The sequence below is a fragment of the Flavobacterium micromati genome, assembly GCF_900129585.1.
In the GTDB taxonomy this organism is placed as follows: domain Bacteria; phylum Bacteroidota; class Bacteroidia; order Flavobacteriales; family Flavobacteriaceae; genus Flavobacterium; species Flavobacterium micromati.
In genome coordinates, this window is record NZ_FQWF01000012.1 from 23,437 (window position 1) to 46,407 (window position 22,971).

A 22,971-nucleotide genomic window follows, 5' to 3' on the forward strand; every position below is an offset into this window, starting at 1 on the left:
TTATATAAAAACTGTATTATGGAAAAGAGGATAGCAATTTTAGCCACAAACGGATTTGAAGAAGTTGAATTAAGTTCGCCAAAAGAATATTTAGAAAAAGAAGGTTGGAAAGTAGAAATTGTAAGTCCCGAAAGTGGGTCAATAAAATCATGGGCTTCAACTGATTGGGGGAAAGATTACAAGGTGGATCGAGAATTAAAAAACGCCAACGCTAGTGACTATGACGCTTTAGTTTTACCAGGCGGTGTAATCAATCCCGACAAACTAAGAACAAACGAAGATGCTTTATCTTTCATAAAAGAATTTTTCAAAGCTGGAAAACCAGTAGCTTCAATTTGTCATGGCCCACAAATTTTAATAAGTGCCGAATTAGTAAAAGGGAGAAAAATGACATCTTATCCTTCGATTAAAGTTGACTTAGTCAATGCTGGTGCTGAATGGCATGACCAAGAAGTTGTAGTCGATAAAGGTTTAGTAACCAGTAGAGATCCTAATGATTTGCCCGCATTCAATAGAAAAATGGTTGAGGAAATCAAAGAGGGTAAACACCAACCTGCTCTATAATACCAAATAGTCGTTGAAATTACTGTCATGTTTTTTATCAAATCGCCCGCAGTCGAGATTACGATCGACTTACAAACAACGTTTCGTACTTAAATACGATCATGATGATTTGCTTAACCTGCCACATTTAAATTGTTTTTTGCAGTAAATTCGAAACATAAATGGTATAATTTTATAATCATAAAAAAAGGCAGAATTAATTTCTGCCTTTTTTTATGCCATTATTTTAAATGCGGGATAAGCGATTCACACATTTTCTTTTACGAAGAAAATGGTTCTCTGAGATCCCGCTAAAAAGCGGGATAAGCGATTCACACGCTTTTTTGCTCCGCAAAAAGCGGTACTTTGAGATCCCGCTAAAAAGCGGGATAAGCGATTCACACGCTTTTTTGCTCCGCAAAAAGCGGTTCTCTGAGATCCCGCTAAAAAGCGGGATAAGCGATTCACACGCTTTTTTGCTCCGCGAAAAGCGGTTCTCTAAGATCCCGCTAAAAAGCGGGATAAGCGATTCACACGCTTTTTTGCTCCGCAAAAAGCGGTTCTCTGCTTACATATTTCTTCTGTACTGACCGCCAACTTCAAATAGTGCAACCGTGATTTGGCCTAATGAACACACCTTGGTCGCTTCCATCAAATGTTCAAACAAGTTTTCGTTTTTAATAGCAGCTTCTTGAATGTCGTTTAATTGTTTGCTCACATTGTCTTGATTAGACTGATGTAAATTGTGCAGCATTGTGATTTGGTATTGCTTTTCTTCTTCAGTTGCGCGAATGACCTCAGCTGGAATAACTGTTGGAGAACCCTTAGAACTCAAGAAAGTATTTACACCAATAATAGGAAATTCTCCAGTGTGTTTTAATGTTTCATAATACAAACTTTCTTCCTGAATTTTACTTCGTTGATACATTGTTTCCATTGCACCAAGGACTCCACCACGCTCTGTAATTCTATCAAATTCCAGTAAGACAGCTGCTTCTACTAAATCGGTTAATTCTTCAATAATAAATGCGCCTTGAATTGGATTTTCATTTTTGGCTAAACCTAATTCCTTATTGATAATCAACTGAATCGCCATTGCACGGCGTACTGATTCTTCTGTAGGTGTTGTAATTGCTTCGTCATACGCATTAGTATGCAACGAATTACAATTATCATAAATGGCGTACAACGCTTGCAAAGTGGTACGAATATCATTGAAATCAATTTCCTGTGCATGTAAAGAACGTCCAGACGTTTGAATATGGTACTTCAACATTTGTGCTCTTTCATTAGCGCCGTATTTAATTTTCAGGGCTTTCGCCCAAATTTTACGCGCCACACGACCAATTACTGCGTATTCTGGATCTACTCCATTCGAAAAGAAGAAAGATAAATTAGGTCCAAAATCATTGATATCCATTCCGCGACTTAAGTAATATTCTACGTAAGTGAAACCATTTGAGAGTGTAAAAGCCAATTGTGTGATTGGATTTGCTCCAGCTTCAGCAATATGATAACCAGAAATTGACACCGAATAAAAGTTCCGAACATTTTTAGTAATGAAATATTCCTGAACATCACCCATCAATCGCAATGCAAATTCCGTTGAGAATATACAAGTGTTTTGCGCTTGATCTTCTTTAAGAATATCTGCCTGAACTGTTCCACGAACTTGTGAAAGTGTTCTTGCTTTTATTTCATTATAGATTTCTAGTGGTAAAACAAGATCTCCTGTTACCCCAAGAAGCATAAGTCCTAAACCATTGTTCCCTGCCGGTAAATCACCTTGATATTGTGGTCTCTGAACTTCTTTACCTTTGTATATTTTGTTTATTTTTTGCTCTACTTCTTTGTCTAATCCGTTTTCTTTAATGTAATATTCACATTGTTGATCAATCGCAGCATTCATAAAAAATCCTAATAACATAGGTGCTGGACCATTGATAGTCATACTAACCGAAGTCATTGCATGAACTAAATCAAAACCAGAATATAGTTTTTTAGCATCATCTAAACAGCAAATTGAAACTCCTGCGTTTCCTATTTTTCCATAAATATCAGGACGAACATGTGGATCATTACCATATAAAGTCACACTATCAAAAGCAGTGGATAATCTCTTTGCAGGTAATCCAGCGCTTACGTAATGAAATCGCTTATTGGTTCTCTCTGGTCCGCCTTCGCCAGCAAACATTCGAGAAGGATCTTCACCTTCACGCTTGAAAGGATACAAACCAGCTGTAAAAGGAAATTCTCCTGGAACATTTTCCTGCAAACACCAGCGTAAAATATCGCCCCATGCTTGATACTTTGGTAAAGCGATTTTTGGAATTTGGGAATGTGAAAGTGATTCTGTATGAGTTGCCATTTTTATCTCACGATCCCGAACTTTAAATGTATAAACGGGATTTTTGTATTTATTCACTTTTTCGTTCCAAGTCAATATAATTTCCCAATTGTAAGCATCGAGATCCATCTTTACTTTCTCAAATTGATTGAGCAGTAAATTCAAGAAAATTTTATTTTCGGCAGCTCCATCTTTTTCTGATTCTACAGCAGTTGGCAGCACTGAATCATCATCTAAACCTGCTTTTGTAATAACAGGGACTTTTCCAGAAACTGTTTCAATTGTTTTGACAATTCCATATAATTTTTGAGCAACTTGTTCCTGATTCACTGCTGTAACATCGTATTTGCGATTGCTTTCAGCAATTTCAGATAAATAACGGGTTCTGTGTGGCGGAATAACATAGATCTTCTCGCTCATTTCGCGAGTGATTTGGAACGTAGATTTCAACTCAGAATCAGTTTTTTCATGAATTTTATCCATGATCGCTTTATAAAGCGTATTCATTCCAGGATCATTAAACTGCGAAGCAATAGTTCCAAAAACAGGAAGGTCATCTGGATTTACATCCCATAAATTATGATTGCGTTGGTATTGTTTTTTAACATCTCGAACAGCATCTAAAGCGCCTCTTTTATCAAATTTATTTAACGCTACCAAATCAGCAAAATCAAGCATATCGATTTTCTCTAATTGAGTCGCAGCTCCAAATTCAGGAGTCATCACATATAAGGAAACATCAGAGTGATCCATAATCTCGGTGTCTGATTGACCAATTCCAGAAGTTTCCAAAATAATTAGATCATATTTTGCCGCTTTAATTACTTGAATCGCATCAGCTACATATTTAGATAATGCTAAATTAGATTGGCGAGTCGCTAATGAACGCATATAAACTCTAGGATTATTGATGGCGTTCATTCGGATTCTATCACCTAGAAGCGCTCCACCTGTTTTACGCTTGGAAGGATCCACAGAAATTAATCCAATCGTTTTTTCTGGAAAATCAATAAGAAAACGACGAACTAACTCATCAACAAGTGATGATTTACCTGAACCACCAGTGCCTGTGATTCCAAGAACTGGAGTTTTGCAATTTTCATTCATTTTTTGAATGGCTTCCAAGGCAGGTTTTGCTACATCAGGAAAATTCTCTGCAGCAGAAATAATTCTACCAATAGCGGTAGGATTTTTTGTTTTTAATTCCTCCAACTCATTTGTCAACTGATCTCCAGTAGGAAAATCAGATTGTTGAACTAAATCGTTGATCATTCCCTGCAATCCCATGGCTCGACCATCATCAGGAGCGTATATGCGGGTAATTCCGTACGCTTGTAATTCGGCAATTTCAGAAGGTAAGATTACTCCACCACCGCCTCCAAATATTTTTATTTGTCCTGCTCCTTTTTCTTGAAGCAAATCATACATATATTTAAAGTATTCATTGTGTCCACCTTGATAAGAGGTAATTGCAATAGCATTTGCGTCCTCTTGAATTGCTGTATTTACTACTTCTTCAACGCTACGATCATGACCTAAGTGAATGACCTCTACACCTGTAGACTGAATAATTCTACGCATGATATTAATTGCTGCATCGTGACCATCAAAAAGGGCAGCTGCGGTTACAATTCTTACTTTATTAATAGGGATATATGGTATTTGTACTTCCATTTTATGAATATGATAATTTAAGAGTGCAATTTACAATTTTATTTTAAAAATTATCTGAAGTTGTGCTAGCTTGTTAATAAATACGAAAGATTTTTGTTATTTAGCCCAGATTGAAGCGGCATCCCTCGCTTTTTCGGCAAGGATAGAGCATCCCGAAGAATCGGAAGCGGGACGAATGTTGATAAGGAAGATAAAACAGTTGCTCCTAGTAAAAATTATGGCTTCGTTTTTGAATACGTACTTTTATTCATGCCTGTTGGCAAATAAAAAAATATAAATACAATGAAAAAAATTTTGATTTTAATGGTTGCCGTATCTCTATCAAGTTGTGCGGAAATGCAACAAGTGATGAACCAACTACCTCAAGTGCAAGGAGTAAATGGAATTGACATAGCCGGCGGTTTAAAAGAAGCGTTAAACAACGGAATTACGAAACAAGTTTCTAAATTAACTGCTACAGACGGATTTTATCGCAATGAAGCCGTGAAAATTTTACTGCCAGAGGAATTGAGAAAAGTAGATTCTCGATTGCGCAAAATTGGATTAAGTTCACTTGCTGATGAAGGACTCAAAGTTTTGAACCGTGCTGCTGAGGATGCTGTAAAAGAAGCTACCCCAATATTTGTAGATGCAGTTAGAAATATGAGTTTTATGGATGCCAAAACAATTTTGATGGGAAGTCAAAACTCAGCAACTAATTATTTACAAAATAGCACCTCTACGGCTTTATATGGCAAATTTAATCCAGTGATTAAAAATTCATTTAGTAAAGTTGGTGCTGATAAAGTTTGGGCCAGCATTATTACCAAATACAATAGCATTCCGCTGGTGAATAAAGTAAATCCCGATCTGACTGATTATGTCACTAATCAAGCAATGAATGGTGTCTTTAAAATGGTAGCGGTTGAAGAAAAAAACATTAGAACAGATTTAAAATCTCGAACTTCAACATTGTTACAAAAAGTATTTGCTATGCAAGACAAAAAGTTTTAAAATCCACCTAGAGTAAATTCAACCAACCAAAATGCAGAAAATCACACTACTTATTCATTGCAAAGATCAAAAGGGAATTATTGCCGCCGTTACTTCATTTATATCTAAGGTTGAAGGTAATATTACATATCTAGATCAACATGTTGATGTGGAGCAAAATGTGTTTTTTATGCGTTTAGAAAGTGAATTTTTAATAGCTGCAGATTTTGCTAATGTAAAAACTATTTTCGAGCAAACCATCGCAAAGGATTTTAGCATGTCTTGGGATTTTTATGTTAAGGAAATAAAACCAAAAATGGCATTATTTGTATCCAAATACAATCATTGTTTATATGATATTTTGGGTCGGTTTAGTGCCGGAGAATTAAATATTGAAATTCCGTTGATCATCAGCAATCATAATGATTTAAAACCGATTGCAGACCAGTTTAATGTTCCGTTTTACCATGTTCCTTTTGCAAAGGAGTGTAGAGAGGAAGCAGAACAACAACAAATTGCCTTACTTCAAAAATATCAAATAAATTTTATTGTTTTGGCGCGTTACATGCAGATCATAACGCCTAAGTTGATCTCGTTATATGAAAATAATATTATCAACATTCACCATTCATTTTTACCTGCTTTTCCAGGGGCAAAACCGTACCATTCTGCGTTTAAAAGAGGCGTCAAAATCATTGGTGCAACTAGTCATTATGTAACGGAGGAATTAGACGAAGGACCAATTATTGAGCAAGACATTACCAGAGTTTCGCATATTAATTCTGTAGCCGATTTTATTATGAAAGGAAAAGATTTAGAACGCACAGTTTTGGCTAGAGCCATAAAATTGCATTCAGAAAGGAAAGTTATGATTTATGATAACAAAACAGTAGTATTTTACTAATTGATAGTAACAGAAAAAACTAAATTGGATTTCTTTTAAAACTCAAAATCGATCTTTTTTAAATTAAATTTTGACAAAATTATTTTCTTTTCTGTTTAAAAATTTACGTTCGAGATGACAAAAAAATAGAGCAAAATCTTAACTTATCTTCAACAAAGTAATAACAAAATCTTAACAACGAAACACGGCTTTAAACCTGATCTTTGTAATGTAATAAACTGGTTATTTATTATTTTGGTTTTGGTTTTGGTTAGTTAAAGAATTGCCTGCATCTTTTTTTGATGTGGGCATTTTTTTATTTTGCCCTTTTCATAAAGGAAAGAACAGTTTCATTAAAAGCATTTGGCTGCTCTAAATTCACGACGTGTCCGCAATTCTCTAATACAATTAATTGCGATGATTTATAATGACTCTGTACTACTTTCCTAACTGAAGGTAAAAACATATAGTCCTCCTCGCCCATTACGTATAAAGTTGGAATGTTTAACTCAACTTGGCGAAACAATTTGAGTATAGGATTAATTTCAGCAGTGAGTTTAAACCATTTGATAAATTCTTTTTGATATAGTTTTTTAGCTTCATTTATAAAAAGCAAACGCGACTGTTTGTGATTTTTTTTAGGCATAATAACAAATGCAAAAAGCTTATACAAAAGTAAATACGGCAATACATATTTAAATACATTTCCTACTCGCATTAAAACTTGAGATCTAAAATTCATTTTTAAAATTGCACCACCAAGAATCATGCTTTGAACACGATCTGGATACATTTCGGCTAATTGTCTAATTAAAATGGTTCCTAAAGAAATTCCAACAAAATGTGATTTCTGAATTTTTAAAAAGTCTAAAACTTCAAGAATATCATTGGCTAGTGCCGAGAAAGTATATTTTTGTCTGAACGCTGTTTTTAAGGTAGTTTTAGACTCTCCATGTCCACGCAAATCAAGCAATAAAACATTGTATTGCTTTTTAAAATCCCGAATTTGCTTAAACCAAATAGAGGAACTTCCGCCCGCACCATGCACAAAAGTGACCCACTGATTAGTGTTTTTGTTTTCGTAAATGGTATAGTTGATCACCTCTTTTTTTTGCAAAAATAGGGCTTTAATTTTAAATCACAATCTTAACAAAAAATATTAGTTATTTTATAAATCTAAAATGTAAATTCGCCAAAAAATTGCATCCATGACAGGAATATTGGAACAGAAAAGTGAAATTGAAAAGTTTAAAGTTGAATATAAAATGATGTCAAAAATAGATTTTGACCTTACAAAGATTGTTATTGTAGAGGAAGAATTGATTCACGAAGATTGCTCACTATAGTTTTTGATGTAACTTTTTGAAATAGTCAAACGCTTTTAGCAACCGGCTTCCATACCAAGAAAACATTTCACCATCAACAAGAATTGTTTTAGCATTAGTGGCATGTTTTCCTATTTCAATAAAGTGTTCTTCCTTGAAGGGAAATGGCTCGGAAGAAAGGAAAATTAGGTCAGGATCTCCATCTAAACGCAATTGGTTTAATTCAATTTCAGGATAGCGACCTTTGTTGTGATAAATGTTTTCAAAATGATTTAGTTTCAGTAATTCATTTATAAAATTATCTGCACCAGCAACCATATATGGATCTTTCCAAATGAAATACGCAATTTTTTTTACCGGAATATCTTTTACGAAATTTTTAAAGTCGTTTAACGCAAAAGCTAATTTGTCATTCCATTTCTGCGCTTCGGTTCTACAATTAAAAAGTTGACCAAAATCAGTTATCATTTGGAAGTTATCTTCGATAGTTCTAATATCAGTAACCCAAACCGGACAAATTTTGCTTAATTCTTCGACAATCTCTATTGTATTTTCTTCTTTATTGCAAATGATAATATCAGGTTTTAGTAACTTTATTTTCTCAAAATGCACTTTTTTTGTACCGCCTACCATTTTAATTTTCGATTTTAAATGATAAGGATGTACGCAGAATTTTGTAATTCCAATTAGACAACTTTCTAGACCCAATTCATATAACAATTCTGTTTGTGAAGGGACAAGAGAAATGATTCGCTGAGGCGAAGTTATAAAAGAGTGGGAAGTCCCAATTTGATCAATTAGCGTTTTTTCTTTCACTTTTAAATTATATTTTACATGTAGAATTATTTTTATTTGCCGCAAAGGTACGAAGGCGCAAATTATATATTATTGAAAGTATTATGTCTTGTTTCTTTATCTTATCTGTCACATTAAGCTTGCCGAAATGCTATAAATTCGCTTTCAAAATACGCTCCATTTCTTGTTGCATTTTCAACGCCTCTTCTCTTGCTTTTTGGGCGAAATCAGTACCATTTGAAGCATAAATAATACCTCTTGATGAATTGATTAACAAACCTACATTTGCATTCATGCCATATTTACAAACTTCTGCAAGACTACCTCCTTGGGCACCAACACCTGGAACTAATAAAAAACTATCAGGAACAATTTTTCGGATTTCAGTAAAATATTCCGCTTTGGTAGCTCCTACCACATACATCAAGTTTTCACTATTTTTCCAGGTTTTAGAAGTTTCTAGTACTTGTTTGTATAATTCTTTTCCGCTTACAGTTAGCGTTTGGAAATCATAGGCACCATCATTAGAAGTTAAAGCTAAAAGGATCGTATGTTTGTTTTCGAAAGCAAGAAAAGGCTCGACTGAATCTTTGCCCATGTATGGTGCAACAGTTACACTATCAAAATTTAAGTCGGCAAAAAAAGCTTTGGCATACATCGATGAGGTATTCCCAATATCACCTCGCTTTGCATCAGCGATTGTGAAAATTTCAGGATAATTATCGTTGAGATAATTGATCGTTTTTTCCAGAGACTTCCAGCCTTTTATTCCACATGCTTCATAAAAAGCAATGTTTGGCTTGTAAGCGACTACTAAGTCAAAAGTAGCATCAATTATCGCTTTATTAAACTCAAAAAGTGGATCTTCAAAAGCAAGTAAATGTTTAGGAATCAAAGTCAAATCGGTGTCTAATCCAATAGTTAGAAACGATTTTTTTATTTTTATTTGCTCGATTAATTGCTGTGTTGTCATTTATTTGTAGTTGTTTGGCAAAACTACAAACATAGAAGTAAAATCAACTTTAAATTCGCGTAAATTTAAAATCGCAATCTATATTTTAAGTTTTATAAAACCAAATTTAAGGTATAATTTGTATTAAAATAAATTTAAATTTAACAGTTGTGCAAAAACATAAATTAACTATTGAACATCAAAATCAGTACTTTAGTTTGCGTTACAAAATATTTAAAAACCTTATTATCAAAATATAACATATTAATATTGAGAAAAATCTATCCAAAATCAAAAATTCTATTTTATATCTGTACCAACAGGAATTAGTCAAATAAAATTTGAAAACATAAATAAATCCAACATTTTTATATCTTTACCGTTAAACAAATATTTATGAAAGTATATTTAAAATTTGATTACGCCCAAATGACCAAAAAAATTATTCAAGAAAAGCTCTCGGAATTGGGTTATAAATTTAGCATAATTGGATTTGGAGAATTAAATTTTAACGAAAAAATACCAACTAAAAATTTTAACGAAATCACAAATATATTTAATGAATATGGTATCGAAATAGTTGAAAATCAAAAAAGTATTTTGGTACAAAAAATAAAAGATACTATTATTGAAATGGTCAATACTGATAAGCCAATGAATATAAAAAGCTCTGTTTACATAGCTGAAAAATTAAACCTAAGTTATCCTTATTTATCAAATGTTTTCTCAGAAGTGACTTATACCTCTATCGAAAACTTTATTATTATTCAGAAAATAGAATTGGCAAAGCAATTAATGATAAATACGGCTTTTAATTTAACTGAAATTTCGATACAATTAAATTATTCAAGTGTCGCTCATTTAAGCACCCAGTTTAAGCACATGACTGGTATGACGCCATCGGCTTTTCAAAAAATTATTACCAAAAGACGAAAATTATCAAACAAAATCAACAACTAAAACCATTTATTATGACGGCTGACTATATAACTATTTGTCTTGCAGACGATGACGAAGATGACAGATTGTTTTTTACAGATGCATTTGATGAGTTAAGAATTAACACAAGAGTAAAGACTTTTAAAGATGGTGTTGAACTGATGAATTATTTAAATCACGCAGACTCAATTTTACCAAACGTTTTGTTTTTAGATTTAAATATGCCAAAAAAAAATGGCGTAGAATGTTTATTAGAAATCAAAAAAAACGTCAAATTTAATGACATTGCAATAGCGATATATTCAACCTCATCAACAGAAGAACACATTGAAGAAACATTTGTAAATGGCGCAAATATTTACATAAAAAAACCAAATGACTTTGAGAATTTAAAAAAAATACTTTCAGAGGTAGTGACAATTAACTGGCAATATCACACTTCAGGTTTAAATAAAGACAATTTTTTAATGAGAATGTAAGATGGAAATTATGCAACTTCATAAATCGCCTCTTTTTCTAAAGATCATTTTCATTGTATCTCTCGCTATCATTTTTTTTATTGGTGCTATTACTTTTAAACATATTACTGTTTTAAAAAAAACATCAACATGGATCAGCAAAAGTTATGAAGTTAATATTGAATTAGAAAGACTTTTGTCCCATGTAAAAGATGCTGAAACTGGACAAAGAGGTTATTTGTTAAGTAAAAACAAAAGCTTTTTAAAACCGTATGATGATTCTAATGAGGAAATAAAAAAGTCATACAAACGAGTTGCCGAACTTACCGTAAACAGTAGGGCTCAGCAAAGAAATCTAAAGAAACTACAATATTTAATAAGTAGGCATCTTAACTACTTATCTAAAACCCTATATCTTGTTGAAAGTAAGGGATATAATGAAAAAATAGTTTCTACTAACTTAGTAACTGGTAAAGAGGCAATGGATTCTATCCGAGTTGAGATAGAAGAAATGATCACGACTCAAAAAAATCTTCTCCAATATAGGCAAAACGATTATAATTCGACAATGAATTATACTCCATTGTTGATCTATCTTACTTTACTAATTACTTTAATTTTGATAACTATCGCGTTTATTAAAATGAATAGGGATGTAGTATTACTCAAAAACACGGTCCACACGCTATCAGTAGCGATTGAAGTCAATAATCTTTCAGAAATCATTGGGAATTTTGGTAGTTGGCAATTGAATTTAGAAACTGGTACCTATACTTTCTCTGATAATCAATATCGCCTTTTAGGATGCGAGCCGCAATCATTTGAAGCTTGTGCCCATGAATATCTAAAATTTATTCATCCAGATGATTTAGAAATTTTAACCGAAAAAACACAAAATATAAAATCCCATAATATTTTACCGCCTTTCACTTACAGAATTATTAGAGAAAATGGCGAAGTTAGATACTTAAAAAGTATGGGACAAATAGTTACTATTTCATCTGATAATAAAACCTTTATTGGCACAACAAGAGACATCACCTCTGAGATAGACGATCAAATTCTTACCGAAGAACGCAATAGAGAATTAGAAAGCAATAATAAGGAATTGAGTGCATTTAATTATATTGCAAGTCACGATTTACAAGAACCTTTGCGCAAAATAGAGACTTTTATATCAAGGTTAGTGAGTAAGGATTTTAATAATATTTCCGCGTCAGGTCAGCAATACGTTGGCAGTATCCAGAAATCAACAAATAGAATGCGAGTTTTAATTGAAGACTTATTGCAATTTTCAAGAACGAATAAAACGGAAAAGAATGTTGTAAATGCCGATCTAAATTATCTTCTTGAAAATGCCAAACACGATTTGGCACAAGCCATTGAAGAAAAAAAAGCTATTATTCAAAGCAATAATTTGCCAACATTGCATATCATTCCGTTTCAAATTCAACAACTATTCATTAATATAATTGGTAACTCACTGAAATACAGTAAAAAAGATGTAGCTCCAATTATAAAACTAACGTACAGCCAAATAGTTTCAAACGAGGAGGAATTTTTACCAAATACCCATCACTGCTATCACAAAATTGCAATTGAAGACAATGGAATAGGTTTTGAGCAAGAATATGCCAAAAATATTTTTGTATTATTCAATAGACTTCACAACAAGAATGAATACCAAGGAACGGGTATTGGATTGGCTATTTGTAAAAAAATCGTTGAAAATCATAAAGGATTTATTACTGCAAAAGGTAACTTAGGCGTTGGCTCTCAATTTAATATCTATTTACCAGTTGAATAAATCATAAAACTGTTTCACAAATATTCTCTACTTATTTCGACTTCAATTTATAGTTCAACTTTTCTCAGACGAACTATTCTTTTTATTTTAAAATCCTGACACCCGTAAATTCTGGAACAAAAGCTTGCAAAGATGTAACGTTAACTTTACATACATGCAATACTTTTGTAGCACTATTAAAATATGGTGCAAATTGCAATTGGAACTAATTGCTTGCAATCAACTTTTTAAAACTTTGTAAATAACAACGATATAATGAAATATCTACAATTATCAGTAGGACTAGTTTTTATCATTATTACAGTAATTTCTTGTAATAAAAAAAATGATGAAAAGGCTGAAATCGTGACCAACAACTACGTGCGCTTTATAGATTCGGTTGTGAAAAAAGGTAAGGAGAACGGAATAAAAAATTGGAATAGCATTACGAAAGAATATGACAAAAAATCGAACGAGCTTCATATCGAAATTGACAAGTTAGAAGATAACACGATTTTAGACGAAAAAATAAATACCGCTACAGCAAAATATGAAACGTTTAGAAATCAAACTTTTGAAGAAAAACTAGAAAGAGAAATGAAAGAAGATGAATTTCTGTAACAATAAAATAGTGGGATAATTTATGCAAAAAGCCAGCAGAAAATCGTTTCGCTGGCTTTTTATTTTGCTTATTGGTTAAACTAAAATTAGAATACTTCGCTTGCCTCTTTAAGTTTTTCCGTGTTGTTGACTAACGCTAATTCGTCAACAATTTTTTGAATGTCACCATTCATAATATTTCCTAAATCGTACAAAGTCAGACCTACACGGTGATCCGTAACACGACCTTGAGCGTAATTGTAAGTACGAATTTTAGCGGAACGGTCGCCAGAACTTACTTGTGAAGTACGTTTAGTGGCATCTTCCGCTTGCTTTTTAGCTAATTCTTGTTCATATAAACGGGAACGTAAAACCCCGAAAGCCTTATCTTTATTTTTGTGTTGTGATTTCTGATCTTGACATTGCGCCACTAATCCAGTAGGAATGTGAGTCAATCGCACCGCTGATTTAGTTGTGTTTACTGACTGTCCTCCAGGTCCTGACGAACAAAAGAAATCTACACGCACGTCATTCATATCAATTTGCACATCAAATTCCTCCGCTTCCGGAAGCACCATCACCGTAGCTGCCGATGTATGAACACGTCCTTGCGTCTCCGTTTGTGGAACCCGTTGCACACGGTGAACACCCGCTTCAAATTTCAAAGTTCCATAAACATCGTCACCAGTAACTTCAAAAATTACCTCTTTGAAACCGCCCGAAGTTCCTTCATTCATATCCACCACAGAAGTTCTCCAACCCTGATTTTCACAATATTTAGTGTACATACGAAATAAATCTCCGGCAAAAATACTCGCTTCATCCCCACCCGTTCCGGCACGAATTTCCACCATAACATTTTTAGCATCTTCGGGATCTTTAGGAATAAGCATGAATTTAATTTCATCCTCTAACTCCGGCAATCTTCCCTTCGCTTCATCCAGTTGCATTTTGGCCATATCGGTCATATCTGCATCACTGTTATCGGCAATAATTTCGTTGGCTTCTTCGATATTTGCCATCAAAATCACGTATTCATCGCGTTTTTCAGCAAGCGCTTTTAAACTTTTATACTCTTGATTCAACTGCACATAACGTTTCTGATCAGAGATTACATCGGGTTGAATAATCAAATCCGAAATCTCATCGAAACGTTGTTTTACTATTTGAAGTCTATCTAACATATTCTAATCCTTTATTTGGAGTGCAAAATTACGAAATTTTTGTTTAAAGTAAGTTGTTTCAAGTTGAGATTGTCATTGGGAGTTTTTTGGAGCTGTTTCCTGCTATCCGTTGCAATCTTTTTTTCGGCAAAAAGCCTCAAAAAAGGATTTTCACTTCTATCAGGGCTAGGAAATTTGACTTTTTTAAGGACGTTTACGGTTTATCGTAATGTTATCGTTTTGTAATCGTTTTGGAAGCAAATAGATTTGAGAAATAAATTTATATCAGTTTTTTCGGAATTAAATTATATATTTGAGAAAATAACGAATTATAATATAAACTTTAGCATGTACAACTAAATATAGGTAAGTTGGCATTACGGAGTAGGGTATATAAGTTAGTTGTATAAAATTTAAAAATACAAAATAGACAAATAATAATATGGAATATATCTCGACATCAGCAGTTGCAAACGAACTCGACATCAAATCAAGCGATCTGTTTGACAAATTAAAAACACTCGGCTGGGTAGACAAAAAAAATGACAAATGGGTTTTGACCGACCTTGGTAAAGAAAAGGGCGGACAAACTAGAACAAACCCAAAGTTTGGCGAATATGTAGTTTGGCCTGAAAACATTTCTATAGACAACGGAAAACTAAAAGAGAAAGCAAAACTTATAAATGCGACAGCAATTGGCAAACACTTTGATATTTCCTCACAGCGATTAAATTTGATTTTTTCAGAACTTGGATGGATTGAAAAGGATATAGCAGGTTGGGAAATAACAAAGCTTGGAAAAAGTTTAGGTGGCAGACAATTTGAACACGATACATCAGGTGGCACATATGTTTTGTGGCCTGATAACATCTTAGAAAACAAAAACTTAACTTCAATTTTTAACGAAGTAGCAAACATTCCAGTTCTACCAAAACTACAAAAAGACAAACCAACACCAAATGTAAAGCCCGCCATCTCTGACAATTTTAGAGAAAAGTTTCCTGCTACATTAAGAACTAAAGACGGACATATGGTTCGTTCAAGAGCAGAAGTTATAATTGATAACGCATTGTATGATTATAAATTAGCCCATGCATACGAAAGAAAATTACCGGTTGAGGAAGATTTATATTCAGACTTTTTCATTCCTACTGAAAATGTTTATATAGAATTTTGGGGAATGGAAGACGACCCAAAATATGCGGAAAGAAAAAAAATAAAAATTGAAATTTATAAGAAATACGACTTCAAATTAATTGAGCTCAATGACTGCGACATATCAAATCTTGACGACCACTTACCAAAAAAACTTTTAAAGTTTGGTATCAAAGTATATTGACGAAAAAAACACCCTAAAAGATCACTTATAATAAATTGACAATTCAGTAATTGAATGAAGCTTTGAGATTCGTATTACATTAACTTGTTTCCGACACTTTTGTGCTTCGTAATCGTAAACTTCTTGCAATTGTAAACCGTTAACTCTGAATGTAGTAAATTCTAAAAAAAACAAAAACTAACAAATAAAAAATTAATAATTATGATGGAAGATTTAAAATTAAAATTGCAACAATTACATCAAAGAGTTGACTCTTTAAAAGACCAAATAAATACAGAGGAAGCTACAAAAAATGCTTTTGTTATGCCTTTTATTCAAATTCTTGGATACGATATTTTTAATCCAACAGAAGTAATTCCTGAATTTGTTTGTGACATAGGAACTAAAAAAGGAGAGAAAATAGATTATGTTATTAAAAGAAATGGTGAACCAATTTTAATTATAGAATGTAAAAACTGGAAAGAGAATGTTGATGCGCATAATTCTCAATTACATAGATATTACCATGTTTCAAAATCACGTTTTGGCGTCTTAACAAATGGACATATTTATAATTTTTATGCAGATTTAGAGAAACCAAATATAATGGATGAAAAACCATTTTTTACTTTAGATATATCAGACTTAAAAGATACAAGTTTAAAAATCTTAGAAAATTTTTCCAAAAACGGTTATAACCTTGAAGAAATTTTAGATTCGGCAGAAGGACTAAAATATATTAAAGCAATTAGAAACGAATTTGAAAAAGAAATTCAAGAACCGTCTGATGAAATGGTTCGTCTTTTAGTTAATCGATTTTTCAGTAAACCTTTAACAGCCCCAAGATTAGTTGCATTTAAAGAATATACAAAAAAAGCCTTTTCTAATTCAATAAATGAATCAATAAATTTCCGCTTAAAAAATGCTTTAAATATCTCTGAAGCCGTTCCCTCTAAAGCGAATGAACAAACGACTGCAATCGACGAAAATGTGGAAACTCCAAAATTCATTACATCGGAGGAAGAAATTGAAGGTTCGCAAATCGTTAAAGCTATATTGAGAGAAGTGCTACCTGCTTCTAGAATTGCATTTAGAGATACACAATCCTACTTTGGAATTTTATTGGACGATAATAATAGAAAACCTATTTGTCGTTTACATTTTAATTCTGCTAATAAATACATTGAGCTTTTCAACAATGGAAAAGATAACGGAGAAAAAAAACTAATATCTTCCTTAGACGAAATTTACAATTACAAAGCTGAGTTATTGACAACTATTAAAAATTTCGAGTAAATTATTGTCCATTTTTCAAAGCCGGTTTACGTTGTACGATAAATCAATTATATTTACATAATAGTTAGTACGTTTTAAAAACTTTTAATGTTTTTTAAATGTACTCTACTTATTTATAATTTTAAAATAATCATAATGAGCAGACGAAAATTTATCAAACGCACCTTTTGGGGATTGACAGGAATAGGTATTCTAGGTGGTTTATATTCATGGCAAATTGAACCGTTTAATTTAGAGTTTGTAAAAGTAAAAATGCCAATAAAAAATTTGCCAAATGAACTAATTGGTAAAACCTTGATGCAAATAAGTGATAGTCATATTGGAAATAGATTTGACTACAATTTTGTAATTGACTCATTCAAAAAGGCAAAAGAATATAATCCTGACTTTGTGGTGTATACAGGTGATTATGTAAGCACATACAAGGATAAAGTTCAATATGATAAATTAAAAGAAGTATTGAATCATAGTGTTAAAGGGCAAATTGGGACTATTGGAGTTCTAGGCAACCACGACTACGGGGTTAATTGGTCTCAAAAAGAAGTTGCAGACAAAATTTCAGAAATATTAACGAGTAAGGGCGTTCATGTATTACGAAATGAAAATATTGAACTATCTGGATTAAACTTTATTGGTTTTGACGACTTTTGGGGACTTGAATTCAATCCTGAAAAAGCAATGAAGGGCTTTGAAAAATCAAAGGCCAATATTGTTCTGTGTCATAATCCTGACGTTTGCGACATAAACATTTGGAGTGATTACAATAGTTGGATTTTATCAGGGCATACACATGGTGGACAAGTCAAACCGCCATTTTTGCCGCCACCAATGCTCCCTGTAAAAAACAAAAAGTATTCTTCAGGTCAAATTAAACTAAGCAATGATCGAACATTATATATAAACAGGGCATTAGGACATTTATGGCAAGTAAGATTTAACGTTAAACCAGAAATAACGATATTTGAATCAGAAAATGCGTAAAATCTACTAAGCTAAAAAAAAATGAAAATAGCTTTAAAATTATTTTAATTTCAAAGTCTAAAATAAACTTACGGTGTCAAAAAGAAACATCAGATAATAAAAACGCTATTTTGAAAATACAAATTCTTCCCTGTGAACTTTGGCTTTTTTACAAACTTCGTTAAACTCTTCCACTGATTTAAAGCGCAGTTGCTCTACAATTCTATATTCGTAAAAAACGGTAAAAGTTTCATTTTTAAAAACCCAAGGTTCTACAGTGATTTTATTCTCCGCCTTATAAAACGTTTGACTCATGTCACCATCAGGGCTTTCGGACACCTCCATTTTACGTCCTTCGGGCTGTATTTTATCCATACAAATAAGAAGAGAAAAAGCATCGCACCATTCCACAAATCGATATAAACGGGTCACATATTTTTTATCAATATTTAAATGTTTTAAAATAGCTTTGCGGTTTTTTACTTGCTCTTTCAAAAACGTTTTTAAATTTTGGTCTTGACCGTCGCTAGGATCACCACAAATAAAATCTAAATGTAACGAGGTTAATAACGCATTCAACTGACTTTTTGAAGTAGCAATTTCCATCACATTTATATATTGCTTTATATCAATTTTTTTAGAATCATCATTTACTAAAAAATGACGTGGCGCGCCTGCTTGTGTTAAATTTTTATTTTCTAAAGTTTCTGCAACTCCATCATCATGCTCAGCAATGGCAATGAGTGTTGGAACCATAATATCATTTGGCAAATCAATCTCATATTGATACGCTAGCATGGCCGCTAGAAGTCCGTGAGAGCGCTGGTATATAATTTTCCAACCTTTGGCATGTGAAGCAACAATCATAATATAAAGGTTTTGAAATTAATATTTTAAACAAAGAAGATCTCAATTTAGAAAATTCTCTTTCAAGTCAAATTTAACAAAATTTATCCAAAGAAGATCATGATTAGAAATTAGGAAACAGCTAAAAAAGGATGAATAATCAAATAAGTTAAATTAACTTCCTATCTTTCATATTGATAGCTATTTAAGTCGAGGTTATAATACAAAAATCAAATATTTCAATTGTAAACAATCAAAAAAAAATAGAGTAAAGCACTTTAACAAAATTTATATGCAGCCAGACGAAAAAAAACAAGAAAAATACCAGCAAGAACTAGAGCAAAAATCCGAAGAAATTGATGGAGTTAGTGAGTATCGCGATATTCTAAGCAGAGTCATTCATGAAGGAGAAGAAATTTTTAAAATAAAAAGTAAAGCACTTACCTTGAGCGCACTGATTGCTGGGCTTGAGATAGGATTTAGTTATTTTTTGTTGTGCACACTTTACTATTTGTTAACAGGAACATACGAGGAAACCACTATTTTCAAAATGTTCAGTTTTGTATATCCCATAGGATTCATTTTCGTGATTTTAGGTAAGTCGGCTTTGTTTACAGAGCAAACATCTGTTTTGACATTACCGGTTTTAAACGGTCAACAATCTATTTGGGATTTACTTCGTATTTGGGCATTAGTAATCTTAGGAAATGTTGTTGGAGGAATATTATTTACCTTGTTTATTGGATTATTAGGACCAAGTTTAAAATTGTTTACGCATGAAACCATGGTCAGTATAGGCACGCATGTGGTTCACCATGAAGGTTGGGTTTTATTTTTAAGTGCAATCGTCGCCGGTTGGTTAATGGGTTTATTGAATTGGTTATTAAACAGTACGACAAATTCCATCACCCGAATATTTTTAATTTTTGTAGTTACTGGTGTTATTGGTTTTGGAGGATTTCACCACAGTATTGTCGGTAATATTGAGGTTTTTGGCGCTTATTTATACTCGGATGCAATCACTTTATTGGATTATTTGTGGTTTTTAGTTTTGGCTTTACTGGGCAACGCAATTGGTGGCGCTATCGTGGTAGGACTTTTCAAATACAGAATATTCGAATCTAATTATTCCGAGAAGTAAGCAATAAAATTGTGCTAAAACTATAATTTATGATTATCAAGTGTGAAAATAATAGCATTTATGTTTTGAATTTATTGTTATAAAGAATTCAAATTTGTTAGGTTGAGCACTTCATCATGATTGTAATGAATCACGAAACTTTGTTTGTAAGTCACTCGTAATCTCGACTGCGCTCGATTTGACAAAGACATGATAGTTGTACCTATGCTGTGAAATAAAATCATAAATGGAATCTGAAAAATAATATGGAAAAACCGATAATACCTTAATGTATTTCCACCTACTATTTAAATATTTGATTATTCCGAATATTGCTCTTGATTTACAAAGGACCTTACCATCTTCAACCAGTATTATCGTTTGTTGTATACCTTGAATTCTTAAATGGTCTAAAATAATTTCCCCTGTCATTGACAGCGATGAAACAAATCTTAAATTTGATGCGGGTTTGTTCTGTAGAACAAATTGTATACTTTGATTACAAAATCCACATGAACCGTCATAGATGATGAGAATATAGGAATTGATGAGATTCTGGACTTTGCGCTTATTCATTTCGTAAGTATTTTAGTAAATATGAGAACGATAATATAAGGAATGTCAAAAAGAACATTATTAAAGCATAATCCCAGGTATCGTGATACGCACCCAAATAATCGAGTCCGCTAATCATGTTAAGGTTGCAATAGGTCAACAAAAGAAATACAATCTCAAAAGTCTTTTGGGTTTTGGTGATTAATCCCAGAAGAATGGATAGAGAAACGATAAAAACTATTCCAAATAAAATACCTAAAATTTTATAAAATTCTCCCTGCCACAAGTACCTGAAGATTAAAGGAACAGCAAATGAAAAAACTAGGATTATTCCAGATAATACTTTTGCCGTGAAAGCTCTACCTATCGGATTAACGGAAGTTGATGTTAGGTATTTTGCTCTATTTATTTTTTCTTTTAAGATTAATTCGGAAATGCTGGATACCTGTAATAGCCATAATAATGGCAACAGGTAACCATGAGCAATTCGGATCGGCACAAAGCAAATGGCTACGATTCCAATGAGGCTCAGACCTGATACCCAATTTTCATTTTTTCTCACAATTAACAATAATTCAGAAAAAACCAGCGGCATTATTTTAAAGGAGGGAGCAGTGGCCACCATTACGGCGTTGAGCTGAAACCCAGCACTCTCCTGTTGAGTGGGCACTAAGTCAACTTCTTCCCTTTCGTATTTATCGAGATTGAAACGGTGAAAGAAAATTGATGAAATATACAAACCAAGTAAAAAGAACAACGCTAAATAGCTTCTTTTTAGGATAAAGACCGAATCAAAATTCAGATCATCAAATACTATTTTTTTATTGACATTCTTTTTTCCAGCTATAAATCCTAAAGACAAAGTGGTTCGAGAATCGTCGGTTTTTTTCAAAACTTGATTATGCATCATTTCCGTACTGCTTTTTATTCCAAAAAAATCTAAAAAAAAAGGGCTCTGACTTGAAGATGTATCAAAGAGCATCAGACAGAAAAAAAAGAAGAAAACGATATATTGTAAGAAAACCTTTTTAGGAAAAACAATCTCGATGATTACCGCTAAGAAAGCAATAAAAAAAATAGAAGGAACAGTAATATAAATATATGGTTTTAAAAAAGTGAACAAATTAAAGTCGTGGCCTTCATTGTATGAAAAGAAAATCACGACTGTTGTAGCTGATACGATAAACAAGATAGCTAACAATACAAGAAAATTATTGATCGCTTTTAATAAGAGATAACTAAAATTAGATATCTGAGTTGCGGCAATTATCTGCCCAACCTTAGTGTAAAAATCCTTTGTAATACTTCCTATGACAAAGAAAAATCCAAAAAACGAAAGGAATATACTGGCCATAATAGCACCTACCGTACCAACCCATTGAACATTATACTCTCCGATATATGAACCAAAACGCATTGTCGTGTAATTTGCTTCTGGTGGAGGGATAAAGCTGATTGCAACGAATATACTAGCGACCAATAAGATAAAGAATGTACGACCATTCACAAATTGAAAAAAATTAGCCTTAATTATTTTGAAATAGATAGTCATAATAATCGGTTTTTGGTCAAATAGATATACAGGTCTTCAAGTGTTGCATTAACTTTTATCCCTTCGTTGGAGCTAATTTTTTCAATAAACCTAACCCTATGCCCGTTTTGTTCTCTTACTGAACTTACAACTAGGTTTTTGGTTTTAAAATCAAGAAACTTATCATGGGCAATAAAAAGCTCGAAAACCATACCTTTCATGGATTCCAGTAATTCAAGTTGATTGCCTTGTTTGAGGACTGAACCATTTTGCATTATAACTATTTGGTTTGCAACACTCTCAATATCCGAAACAATATGGGATGAAATAATCACGATTCTGTCCATTCCTAAATCAGAGATTAACTCTTTAAACCGTATGCGCTCTTCTGGATCGAGACCAACTGTCGGCTCATCAAGAATCAGAACCTTTGGATTGTTAATCAAGGCTTGGGCTATCCCAAGCCTTTGCTTCATTCCTCCTGAATATGTTCCTATTTGATATTTTGCTACATTAGATAAATTAAGTTCCCTCAACATATGGTCTATCTTACCTTCGACCCCCTTGCCGGCCAACCCTTTGAGCGCAGCAACGTATTCAAGGAACTCATAGGCGTTCAAGCTATTAAAAGTACCAAAATCTTGCGGTAGATATCCAAGATCCTTTCTTATGTAATCCGGTTTTTTAACTATGTTTATACCATTATAGATTATATTCCCAGACAGCGGCTTCTCCATTGTCGAAAGCAGCTTTATCAACGTAGATTTCCCTGCGCCGTTGGGGCCTAGAATCCCAAGTACACCCCTTTGGATTTTTAGGGAGAAATTGTCCAGCGCTAGATTATTTTTAGAGTAACTTTTGGTTACGTTGTTTAATTCTAAGATCATAATGCAGTTTTAGAGATTTAC

21 protein-coding genes are annotated in these 22,971 nt (G+C 32.9%); 12 read left to right on the plus strand and 9 right to left on the minus strand.

The features are described from left to right. Positions 1–18: 18 nt before the first annotated feature. The gene (locus BUB42_RS12940) at positions 19–564 is read left to right on the plus strand and encodes a type 1 glutamine amidotransferase domain-containing protein (protein WP_073021106.1); all 546 of its coding nucleotides are present in this window, start codon (positions 19–21) and stop codon (positions 562–564) included. 547 nt (positions 565–1,111) lie between these two features. Here the strand turns inward: BUB42_RS12940 and BUB42_RS12945 are convergent. Continuing rightward, a complete protein-coding gene (locus BUB42_RS12945) occupies positions 1,112–4,564 on the minus strand; it encodes a methylmalonyl-CoA mutase family protein (protein WP_073021108.1) in 3,453 nt (1,150 codons plus the stop codon). Between the two features lie 282 nt (positions 4,565–4,846). On the opposite strand from BUB42_RS12945, the gene BUB42_RS12950 reads away from it, so the two are divergent. Continuing rightward, positions 4,847–5,557 (plus strand): DUF4197 domain-containing protein, encoded by a 711-nt coding sequence (locus tag BUB42_RS12950; RefSeq protein WP_073021111.1) that lies wholly within the window; start codon positions 4,847–4,849, stop codon positions 5,555–5,557. Between the two features lie 31 nt (positions 5,558–5,588). After that, on the plus strand, positions 5,589–6,440 hold the full coding sequence (gene purU / locus BUB42_RS12955; RefSeq protein ID WP_073021114.1) for a formyltetrahydrofolate deformylase: 852 nt from the start codon (positions 5,589–5,591) through the stop codon (positions 6,438–6,440). A gap of 295 nt (positions 6,441–6,735) precedes the next feature. Here the strand turns inward: purU and BUB42_RS12960 are convergent, their stop codons facing one another. Then, on the minus strand, positions 6,736–7,521 hold the full coding sequence (locus BUB42_RS12960; protein ID WP_073021353.1) for an alpha/beta fold hydrolase: 786 nt from the start codon (positions 7,519–7,521) through the stop codon (positions 6,736–6,738). Between the two features lie 106 nt (positions 7,522–7,627). Here BUB42_RS12960 and BUB42_RS16485 point away from each other — a divergent pair, with 106 nt between their 5' ends. Then, the gene (locus tag BUB42_RS16485; protein ID WP_170857236.1) at positions 7,628–7,765 is read left to right on the plus strand and encodes a hypothetical protein; all 138 of its coding nucleotides are present in this window, start codon (positions 7,628–7,630) and stop codon (positions 7,763–7,765) included. Here the strand turns inward: BUB42_RS16485 and BUB42_RS12965 are convergent. Together BUB42_RS12965 and pyrF are read right to left on the minus strand one after the other, a co-directional pair. After that, positions 7,760–8,560: an ABC transporter substrate-binding protein gene (locus tag BUB42_RS12965; RefSeq protein WP_073021354.1), complete on the minus strand. Its 801-nt coding sequence runs from the start codon at positions 8,558–8,560 to the stop codon at positions 7,760–7,762. The genes BUB42_RS16485 and BUB42_RS12965 overlap by 6 nt on opposite strands. Before the next feature lie 130 nt (positions 8,561–8,690). Then, on the minus strand, positions 8,691–9,512 hold the full coding sequence (pyrF, locus tag BUB42_RS12970) for an orotidine-5'-phosphate decarboxylase (RefSeq protein ID WP_073021117.1): 822 nt from the start codon (positions 9,510–9,512) through the stop codon (positions 8,691–8,693). A gap of 375 nt (positions 9,513–9,887) precedes the next feature. Here pyrF and BUB42_RS12975 point away from each other — a divergent pair, with 375 nt between their 5' ends. The 4 genes from BUB42_RS12975 to BUB42_RS12990 all read left to right on the plus strand — a co-directional run bounded on the left by BUB42_RS12975 (position 9,888) and on the right by BUB42_RS12990 (position 13,295). Further along, positions 9,888–10,451 carry a helix-turn-helix domain-containing protein gene (locus BUB42_RS12975; RefSeq protein WP_073021120.1) on the plus strand — a complete coding sequence of 188 codons (564 nt, stop codon included), beginning with the start codon at positions 9,888–9,890 and terminating at the stop codon, positions 10,449–10,451. A gap of 11 nt (positions 10,452–10,462) precedes the next feature. Next, on the plus strand, positions 10,463–10,909 hold the full coding sequence (locus BUB42_RS12980; RefSeq protein WP_073021122.1) for a response regulator: 447 nt from the start codon (positions 10,463–10,465) through the stop codon (positions 10,907–10,909). Positions 10,910–10,919: 10 nt separating this feature from the next. Further along, positions 10,920–12,695 (plus strand): CHASE3 domain-containing protein, encoded by a 1,776-nt coding sequence (locus tag BUB42_RS12985; protein WP_170857237.1) that lies wholly within the window; start codon positions 10,920–10,922, stop codon positions 12,693–12,695. 255 nt (positions 12,696–12,950) lie between these two features. After that, positions 12,951–13,295, plus strand: a complete 345-nt coding sequence (locus BUB42_RS12990; protein ID WP_073021125.1) for a hypothetical protein — start codon at positions 12,951–12,953, stop codon at positions 13,293–13,295. Between the two features lie 86 nt (positions 13,296–13,381). Here BUB42_RS12990 and prfA read toward each other — a convergent pair whose 3' ends face one another. Continuing rightward, positions 13,382–14,458, minus strand: a complete 1,077-nt coding sequence (prfA, locus tag BUB42_RS12995; RefSeq protein WP_073021127.1) for a peptide chain release factor 1 — start codon at positions 14,456–14,458, stop codon at positions 13,382–13,384. Between the two features lie 421 nt (positions 14,459–14,879). Here prfA and BUB42_RS13000 point away from each other — a divergent pair, with 421 nt between their 5' ends. The 3 genes from BUB42_RS13000 (at position 14,880) to BUB42_RS13010 (ending at position 18,032) form a co-directional block, all read left to right on the plus strand. Next, positions 14,880–15,776 carry a glycerol kinase gene (locus BUB42_RS13000; RefSeq protein WP_073021128.1) on the plus strand — a complete coding sequence of 299 codons (897 nt, stop codon included), beginning with the start codon at positions 14,880–14,882 and terminating at the stop codon, positions 15,774–15,776. Between the two features lie 201 nt (positions 15,777–15,977). Further along, entirely contained in the window at positions 15,978–17,051 is a 1,074-nt protein-coding gene (locus tag BUB42_RS13005; RefSeq protein ID WP_073021130.1) for a type I restriction endonuclease, read from the plus strand. 135 nt (positions 17,052–17,186) lie between these two features. Further along, positions 17,187–18,032 (plus strand): metallophosphoesterase, encoded by an 846-nt coding sequence (locus BUB42_RS13010; protein WP_073021132.1) that lies wholly within the window; start codon positions 17,187–17,189, stop codon positions 18,030–18,032. 105 nt (positions 18,033–18,137) lie between these two features. On the opposite strand, the gene BUB42_RS13015 is transcribed toward BUB42_RS13010, so the two are convergent. Continuing rightward, positions 18,138–18,878 carry a DUF3891 family protein gene (locus tag BUB42_RS13015; protein WP_073021133.1) on the minus strand — a complete coding sequence of 247 codons (741 nt, stop codon included), beginning with the start codon at positions 18,876–18,878 and terminating at the stop codon, positions 18,138–18,140. 271 nt (positions 18,879–19,149) lie between these two features. Between BUB42_RS13015 and BUB42_RS13020 the strand changes: the two genes are divergently transcribed. Next, positions 19,150–19,998: a formate/nitrite transporter family protein gene (locus BUB42_RS13020; RefSeq protein ID WP_073021135.1), complete on the plus strand. Its 849-nt coding sequence runs from the start codon at positions 19,150–19,152 to the stop codon at positions 19,996–19,998. Positions 19,999–20,112: 114 nt separating this feature from the next. Here BUB42_RS13020 and BUB42_RS16965 read toward each other — a convergent pair whose 3' ends face one another. The 3 genes from BUB42_RS16965 to BUB42_RS13035 are packed head-to-tail and all read right to left on the minus strand — an operon-like array spanning position 20,113 to position 22,950. Further along, positions 20,113–20,553, minus strand: coding sequence for a thiol-disulfide oxidoreductase DCC family protein (locus tag BUB42_RS16965; protein ID WP_073021137.1), 441 nt, complete (start codon positions 20,551–20,553; stop codon positions 20,113–20,115). Continuing rightward, entirely contained in the window at positions 20,546–22,084 is a 1,539-nt protein-coding gene (locus tag BUB42_RS13030) for a hypothetical protein (RefSeq protein ID WP_073021145.1), read from the minus strand. Before BUB42_RS13030 ends, BUB42_RS16965 begins: the two co-directional genes overlap by 8 nt. Beyond that, positions 22,081–22,950: an ABC transporter ATP-binding protein gene (locus tag BUB42_RS13035; RefSeq protein WP_073021155.1), complete on the minus strand. Its 870-nt coding sequence runs from the start codon at positions 22,948–22,950 to the stop codon at positions 22,081–22,083. The genes BUB42_RS13030 and BUB42_RS13035 overlap by 4 nt, the downstream gene beginning before the upstream one ends. Between the last annotated feature and the right edge of the window lie 21 nt (positions 22,951–22,971).